This is a genomic window from Flavonifractor plautii ATCC 29863 (assembly GCF_000239295.1).
Taxonomy (GTDB): domain Bacteria; phylum Bacillota; class Clostridia; order Oscillospirales; family Oscillospiraceae; genus Flavonifractor; species Flavonifractor plautii.
This window is the reverse complement of sequence record NZ_JH417743.1, coordinates 1-7,131: the sequence shown is the minus strand read 5'-3', so window position 1 is coordinate 7,131 and position 7,131 is coordinate 1. Positions and strand designations below refer to the sequence as shown.

Here is a 7,131-nt window from a genome sequence, read left to right as displayed (position 1 = left end):
GCGCCGCCCTGTGCGTCACCGCCGTGGCGGCGGGCCCCACCCTGTGGGACGCGCTGGAGGCCCGCCTGGGGCCCTACGCCCCCTTTGCCGCAGAGGTGGAGGGGGAAACGTCCGGCCAGGGCCTCCGGCTGGAGCTGGTGAAGGCGGTCAGCGACGGCTATACCGCCCGGGTGTACTACACCCTCACCGACGAGACGGGCGACCGGCTCAACGGTCACACCCAGGTCTCCGGCGGGTTGAAGGGCGCCAGAGCGGCTATGGGGCGAAGCACCGGCAACCAGGTGGTCTCTTACGACGCCGAAAGCCGCACCCTGCTGCTGGAGGCCAGCGCGAAGGGCCTGGACACCAGCCAGGCCGTGACGCTGGAGCTCACCTGCGTCGACCCCGGCGAGCGCTATATCCGGGACGCCCGCTTCCAGCCTCCGGCCGCGGCCCGCGCGCTGGACACCGACACCACGGGGGAGGGGGCCGTGGTGCTCTCCCCCGGTCAGACCCCCCAGACCAGCCCCGACACCGCGGATTTCACCATCAGCTCCATGGGCTTTGACGGCCAGGGGCGCTTCCACATCCGCCTGGCCATGGCCGAGGGCTTTGACGCGGGCTGGCTGCTGGCGGTGCCCTATGACGCGGCGGGGGAGCAGATGGGCTCCACGCTGGAGCAAACCGCGGTGGACGGCGGCATGGACTACACCATCGGCGGCGTTGCGCCGGACGACGTGGCGGACATGGCCTCCATCCGGGTCTACGGGGCCTACCGCGGCCCCGAGGCGGCCATCGGGGGGGAGTGGAGCCTCCCGGTGGAGCTGGAGCCGGCGGAGCAGAGGGTGATCCCGGTGGGCCGCACCCTGGAGGGCGGCTTCTATGTGGAGCGCATCGAGGTGTCGGGCATGAACATCGCCGTCTACTACCGGGGCGGGGACAAGGACTGGTTCGTGGTGTGGGCCACCGACAAGAGCGGCGTCCGGACCGGGGTGCCCATGGGCATGATGAGCGCGGGCGCGGAGGACGGGCTGAACCTCGGGCTGTGGAGCTTTGAGACGCCCGCGGCGCTGGACGAGCTGGCCTCGGTCACCCTTCTGGGGGAGACCTTCCCCCTGGAATAAAGGGGACGCAACGGCCGGGAACAATCACCCAGGGACGGATTTCTTTCAAAGAAATCCGTCCCTTTTGCATGAAAATCCCCCGCCAATGCGTCCAATGGGATAGAATGGGGCAGAGGAGGGGAGCGAGATGGCACATCAGGCGGGCAGCGCCGCCGATCTGGAGCGGCTAATGGAGGAGTACGGCACAGGGCTTCTGCGGCTGTGCGCCCTCCAGCTGGGGGACGCCGCCCTGGCGGAGGACGCGGCCCAGGAGACCCTGCTCCGGGCGTGGCGGAGGTACGGCACCTTCCGGGGGGAGGCGGCGGAGCGCACCTGGATTACGGCGATTGCCCTCAACATGTGCCGGGATCTGCTCCGCTCCCCGTGGCACACCCGCCGGATGGAGCTGTCCGCCCTGGCCGAGCCGGCGGCGGAGGACGCGCCGTGGGACGATACCCCCCTGCGGGCCGTGCTCTCCCTGCCCCGGAAGTACCGGGAGGTCGTGCTGCTGCGCTACTATGAGGAGTTTACCCTGGAGGAGATTGCAGACACCCTTGGGATTGCGCCGGGCACCGTGTCCGCCCGGCTGACCCGGGCCAAGCGGAAGCTGCGGCCCATGCTGGAGGAGTGGTATTATGACTGAGCTGCGCAAGGCGCTGGAGCGGCCGGTGGCCGGTCTGGTATTCGACGAGAACCGAAAAAATGCTGTCAGGGAAAAGGCCTTTACGGCGAAACGGGTCGGTTCTGCGCTCCGCCGTGGTGCAGCGGCTGCGCTGGTCTGCGCCGCCCTGTGCGTCACCGCCGTGGCGGCGGGGCCGTCCCTGTGGCAGTATATTCAGGCCCGCCAGGGCCCCTTTGCCGGGCTGGCCCAGACCGTGGAGGGGGCGGTGTGCACCAGCGGAGGGATTGAGATACAGGTGCTCAGCGCCCTGGCCGACGACGTGCGGGGAGAGGTCTACTTCACGGTCCGCGACGTAGAGGGGGACCGGCTGGACAGCCAGCTCACCCTGCACTGCGGGGCGGACAGCGATCTGGCCGGCCGGCTGGTGGAGTACGATTCGGAGAGCCGCACCGCCCTGTTTGCGGCTGGCCTGTCCTATTACCGGCCCCAGACGGAGGGCGCGGTGGGCCTCGGCACAACCGGCGGCGCCGTCCCGGACACGCTCCATCTGGCGGTGGAGCGCCTGACCACCCGGCAGGGCGAGCTGGACGCCGGCGCCTCCTGCGCCGGGGTGACGGCGGCCCTTCTGGACAGCCTGCCCCTGGGGGAGGGGGACCGGGTGGTGATGGGGGTGGAGGAGAGCGGCTATCCCGCCTCCATCCTGCCGGACGAGCGGGTGGTGCTGGCCCCCGGCCAGACACCCATGCCCCTGGAGGGCACCGGCGACGTGACCATCTCCTCCATGGGCTTTGCCAGCGACGGGCGGTTCCACGTCCGGGTGGCCTACGCCCCTGGCATCGGCCACGGGGATTTGGACATGGGCTATTTCCTCGCCCGCGTCTACCCCAGGGACGAGCGCCGGACGGCGGAGGAGAAATACTGGCGCGCCACGGTGATCACCCAGGTGGAAGGGGGCCTGGACGTGCTCTTCCCCCTGATCAAAGCGGGGGAGGAGGCCGAGCTGGGGGAGGTGTACTTCTACGGCGGCTATGAGCGCCCCGGTGTGGACATCGCCGGGCCGTGGAGCATCGACTTCCCGCTGGAGCACCACCCCTCGGCGGTGCTGGAGTGGACGGGCACCCTGGCGGGGCGGCGGGTGGATCACGTCACCGTCTCCCCCCTTACCGTCACCATGGACAGCGACGACACCGGCGGCTTCAGCACGGCGGAGCTCACGGTGGTTCTAAAGGATGGAACCGAGGTGCCCGCCGCCTGCGGCGCGGGCCGCTACGCCAACGTGGGAGAGGGCGCCGGCGCGGAGGTATGGGACGCCTACAACACCTGGGAGCTAGAGCGCCCGGTGGAGGTGGCGGAGATCGACCATTTGCTCCTTCTGGGGGAGCACATTCCGGTGTCGTAGCAGCGGAAATATGTCAAAACGGATATCCCACCGGCAAATGAGCCGGTGGGATATCCGTTTGTTTTTAGGAGAGTGCCTCCGGGTTATCCACATCCAAAAGCTCGTTTGGGGAAAACGCCTCCACCAGCCGGAGCCGCTCCGGGTGGCGGCGGATGACCGCGCCGCCGCCGGTGTCCCCGGTAAGCGCGGCCAGCTCTCCAAACAGGTCGGCGGGAAACACCACCGGATTGCCTCTCCGTCCTTGCCAGGAGAGAGCGTAAATGGCGTCTGGTGATTCCAAAAAGGATTTTTTGAGGCGGATGATACTCTTTGTGGTCAACCATGGCTGGTCGCAGACGGCAAAGAGCACCCCGTCCAGGTCCGACATCCAGGCCAGGCCCAAGCGAATGGAGGCGGAGATCCCCTCCGCCGCACCGCCGTTATAGAGCGGAAGAAATCCGAATCGTTCACCAGCAGCCAGAATTTGCGGATAGGGGGAGCACACCACTGCCCGGTCAAATTCGGCAGGGGCCAGAGCCGCCATGGCCCGGTGGTAGAGCGGGACGCCGTCCACCTCTGCCAGCAGTTTGTTGGAGCCAAAGCGCCGTCCAAAGCCGGAGGCCATGAGGACAGCGCCCAGCCGCTCAGGCAAAGGCCTGCCCCAACTGGAGCAGGAGGATGGGGACAGCCAGCTTGATCAGGCCCACCACCAGGGTCATAAAGGTGAACAGGGCCAGGGCTTTGCCGCGGCTCTCAAAGGTATCCTCCCAGCGGGCCAGCATACGGGTGAAGTTGGCGGTTCGGTTCTGAGCGCCGATGAGATCGGACACGCTCTTAATGGTGTTAAAGGCGGTATAGCCCATCCAGACGGGCAGGGCGACCAGGGAGACGTTGTAGCGGTATCCCCCCTCAGCCAGCAAAAGATAGAGAGCCAGCGCAAAGCTGGCAAGCGTAAAGAGCAGATAGGCCCAGACGCCTATTTTGGCGGAGCGGTCGTTCATGAGTGTGGTTTCCTTTCTCTGTTGGTTTTCAGGGCCGGATGTCCTGGGCGGCGAAGGCGGCAAGCAGGGCATCCATGTCAGGAGAGACCCGCATGGGCTCCCCGGCGGCCTGAATACCGCTCTGCACGTCCTTCAGGCCGTTGCCGGTGACGATGCTCACCACCGTGCTCCCGGCGGGAATGAGGCCCAGCTCCACGGCCTTCTTCACCCCGGCGGTGCCGGCCGCCCCCGCGGGCTCGCCGAACACCCCCTGGGTGCGGCCCAGCAGGCGCATGGCCTCCAGGATCTCCCCGTCGGACACGTTGACGGCCACGCCGTCCGACTCCCGGATGGCGCAGAGGGCCTTGTCCGGATTGCGGGGCACCCCCACGGCGATGGAGTCGGCCAGGGTGTTCTCCGCCATGGGTTCCCAAGGCTTTCCCGTCTCGATGGCCCGGTTCAGGGGGCAGCAGCCCTCCGCCTGCACGGAGATGAGCCTGGGCAGCCGGTCAATGAACCCGGCCGCGTACAGATCCTTGAGGCCCTTCCACGCCCCGGCGATGGTGCAGCCGTCCCCCACCGACAGGGCGATGTAATCAGGCGTCTGCCAGCCGAGCTGCTCCAGAATCTCCAGGGTGACAGTCTTTTTGCCCTCGGAGAGGTAGGGGTTGATGGCGGCGTTGCGGTTGTACCAGCCCCAGCGGTCGATGGCGGCCCTGGACAGCTCAAAGGTGTCCTCATAGGAGCCCTCCACGCTGATGACCGTGGCGCCGAAGATCCGTAGCTGGGCCACCTTGCCCCTGGGGGCGCGGCTGGGCACAAAGATGTAGGTGGACAGCCCGGCCGCCGCCGCATTGCCCGCCAGGGAGGAGGCGGCGTTGCCGGTGGAGGAGCAGGCAATGGTGTCCGCCCCCGCCTCCCGGGCCTTGACGACCGCCAGGGCGGAGGCCCGGTCCTTGAGGGAGGACGTAGGATTCTGGCTGTCGTCCTTGAGGTAGAGGGTATCCAGCCCCAGGGCCCGGGCCAGCCGGTCGGCCTTATAGAGAGGGGACCAGCCCACCCGCAGGGGCGGGGGGACGGACTCCTCCTCCACCGGCAGAAGGGGCCGGTACCGCCACATGCTGTAGTCGCGGCAGTCCGCCAGAGATTTGGGGGAGAAGTGCCGCCGGATGGCGGCGTAGTCGTATACGATGTCCAGGATGCCCCCACAGGCACAGGTAGTCAGACCGGGCGCGGCGGGGTACTCCCGCCCGCATTTGACGCACTTGGCGCCCAGGACATATTTCATAAAATCCCCCTTTCGGATGTGGGACGGCGGGCCGATGAGGGCATCAGCCCCTACACATTATGAGGGTAACGGCTGTAGGGGGCGATGCCCTCATCGCCCCGCCTACCCCGGTTTACAGGCGCTTGAGCACCCCGGTCTCCTCGTTGAAGGCGGTGATCAGCTCATCCAGGGCGGCGGCCTGCCGGTGCACGTCGTCCCAGGTACTGCCGTACCAAAGGTCGTTGAGCTCGTGCATGTCGCGGCCCTGCTGCTCCACCCAAGTGTAGTATTTCAGATTGTGCACCCGCTTGCGGTCGTAGTAGTTCAGCTCCGCCATGGCGTCGGTGCGCAGGCCCAGCAGATGGAGGGCGTGGTCCACCGCGGCGGCCCGCCCGTCATAGGGGCCATACTGGTCGGCCAGCTCCTGGATACGGGAGCGGTACATGTCCGCCGAGTCGGTGAGGACGGTGGCCACCACGTCGTGCTCCGTCAGCTCGTAGTACTTGGACAGCTTCACGCAGCACAGCACGTTGGCGATGCCGGAGATACCCAGCAGGGAGAGCTGCGACAGAGTCTCCTCCGGCACCCCGGCCTCCCGCAGGTAGTCATGGCCCGCCGGGTCGTTAAACAGCCGCAGCAGCCGCTGGGAGTCCTCGTCATCGATGTCGATGACCATGTCGGTGTTCTTCACATTGTGGATCCAGGGGATGTGTTTGTCGCCGATGCCCTCGATGCGGTGGTCGCCGAAGCCGTTTTCCAGAATGGTGGGGCACTGAAGGGCCTCGCCCACCGCCAGCTTCAGGCCGGGGTAGACCTCCTTGAGGTAGTCGCCGCAGCCGATGGTGCCCGCGCTGCCTGAGGTGAAGCAGGCCCCGGAGAGCCGGTCGCCGGGGCGCTTGACCGCCTCAAAGACCTCGGCGATGGCGGAGCCGGTGACCTGATAGTGCCACAGGTGGTTGCCCATCTCCTCAAACTGGTTGAAGATCATGCAGTCGGGCTCCTGCCGCAGCTCGTGGGTCTTGTCGAAGATCTCCTTGACGTTGGACTCGCAGCCGGGGGTGGCGATCACCTCTCCGGCGATCTGGGAGAGCCACTCGAACCGCTCCCGGCTCATGCCCGCCGGGAGGATGGCCACCGACCGGACCCCCAGCAGCTTGGAGTTGAACGCGCCGCCCCGGCAGTAGTTGCCGGTGGAGGGCCACACCGCCCGGTGATACCCGGCGTCGAACTGTCCGGTGACCAGCCGGGGAGCCAGACAGCCGAAGGAGGCCCCCACCTTGTGGCAGCCGGTGGGGAACCACTTGCCCACCAGGGCGATGATGCGGGCGGGCACGCCGGTGAGGGCTGGGGGCAGCTCGATGTAGTTGGGTACGGCGCGGTACAGTCCGCCGGACTCCATGGGCTCGTTCTTCCAGGTGATGCGGAAGAGATTCAGGGGGTCCACATCCCACAGGCCCACGCCCCTCAGGCGGGCCCGGATGGGCTCCGGTACCGTCTCCGGGTGCTTCATGTTCTCGAAGGTGGGGATGACGACGCCGCCCTCCCGGGCCTTTTGGATGTTGCGGTCCAGTGCTTGGCGGTGGATGGTCAGGTCGATCATGCAAAAGCCTCCTTACTCCGAATTGCCATACTCCCATGATAGCACAAGGCGGGCAGAAATCAAGCGCAATTCGCGCCGGGCATAAGAGAAGAGGGGCGCTGCATCTGTGCAGCGCCCCCCGAGCTATACCAGGGATCAGTCCGCGGAGGAGAAGGACTGGGAGGCCAACTCCACGCCGGCGGCGTCAAAATAGGTGACGACC

Annotated in this window: 7 protein-coding genes; 3 read left to right on the top strand and 4 right to left on the bottom strand. The window is 67.2% G+C overall.

The genetic code is table 11. The features are described 5' to 3' along the window. The 3 genes from HMPREF0372_RS20065 to HMPREF0372_RS08395 form a co-directional block, all read left to right on the top strand. Positions 1–1,103: hypothetical protein (locus HMPREF0372_RS20065; protein WP_007490822.1), on the top strand; the 1,103-nt coding region annotated here is incomplete at its 5' end. 127 nt (positions 1,104–1,230) lie between these two features. Continuing rightward, positions 1,231–1,725 carry a sigma-70 family RNA polymerase sigma factor gene (locus HMPREF0372_RS08400; RefSeq protein WP_007490820.1) on the top strand — a complete coding sequence of 165 codons (495 nt, stop codon included), beginning with the start codon at positions 1,231–1,233 and terminating at the stop codon, positions 1,723–1,725. Beyond that, entirely contained in the window at positions 1,718–3,103 is a 1,386-nt protein-coding gene (locus tag HMPREF0372_RS08395) for a hypothetical protein (RefSeq protein WP_007490818.1), read from the top strand. The genes HMPREF0372_RS08400 and HMPREF0372_RS08395 overlap by 8 nt, the downstream gene beginning before the upstream one ends. A gap of 64 nt (positions 3,104–3,167) precedes the next feature. On the opposite strand, the gene HMPREF0372_RS08390 is transcribed toward HMPREF0372_RS08395, so the two are convergent. From HMPREF0372_RS08390 to HMPREF0372_RS08375, 4 genes are all read right to left on the bottom strand, one after another. After that, positions 3,168–3,734: a nucleotidyltransferase family protein gene (locus tag HMPREF0372_RS08390; RefSeq protein WP_230979268.1), complete on the bottom strand. Its 567-nt coding sequence runs from the start codon at positions 3,732–3,734 to the stop codon at positions 3,168–3,170. Beyond that, entirely contained in the window at positions 3,727–4,083 is a 357-nt protein-coding gene (locus HMPREF0372_RS08385) for a hypothetical protein (protein ID WP_007490813.1), read from the bottom strand. The genes HMPREF0372_RS08390 and HMPREF0372_RS08385 overlap by 8 nt, the downstream gene beginning before the upstream one ends. A gap of 28 nt (positions 4,084–4,111) precedes the next feature. Next, on the bottom strand, positions 4,112–5,350 hold the full coding sequence (locus HMPREF0372_RS08380; protein ID WP_007490812.1) for a threonine synthase: 1,239 nt from the start codon (positions 5,348–5,350) through the stop codon (positions 4,112–4,114). A 112-nt stretch (positions 5,351–5,462) separates the two neighbouring features. Beyond that, positions 5,463–6,929: a pyridoxal-phosphate dependent enzyme gene (locus tag HMPREF0372_RS08375; RefSeq protein ID WP_007490810.1), complete on the bottom strand. Its 1,467-nt coding sequence runs from the start codon at positions 6,927–6,929 to the stop codon at positions 5,463–5,465. Positions 6,930–7,131: the final 202 nt, after the last annotated feature.

What these genes read in the sequence shown, in the direction of transcription:
- HMPREF0372_RS08400 (WP_007490820.1), top strand. Translation starts at nt 1,231, where the DNA reads ATGGCACATCAGGCGGGCAGCGCCGCCGATCTGGAGCGGCTAATGGAG.
- HMPREF0372_RS08380 (WP_007490812.1), bottom strand. Translation starts at nt 5,350, where the DNA reads ATGAAATATGTCCTGGGCGCCAAGTGCGTCAAATGCGGGCGGGAGTAC.
- HMPREF0372_RS08395 (WP_007490818.1), top strand. Translation starts at nt 1,718, where the DNA reads ATGACTGAGCTGCGCAAGGCGCTGGAGCGGCCGGTGGCCGGTCTGGTA.
- HMPREF0372_RS08375 (WP_007490810.1), bottom strand. Translation starts at nt 6,929, where the DNA reads ATGATCGACCTGACCATCCACCGCCAAGCACTGGACCGCAACATCCAA.
- HMPREF0372_RS08385 (WP_007490813.1), bottom strand. Translation starts at nt 4,083, where the DNA reads ATGAACGACCGCTCCGCCAAAATAGGCGTCTGGGCCTATCTGCTCTTT.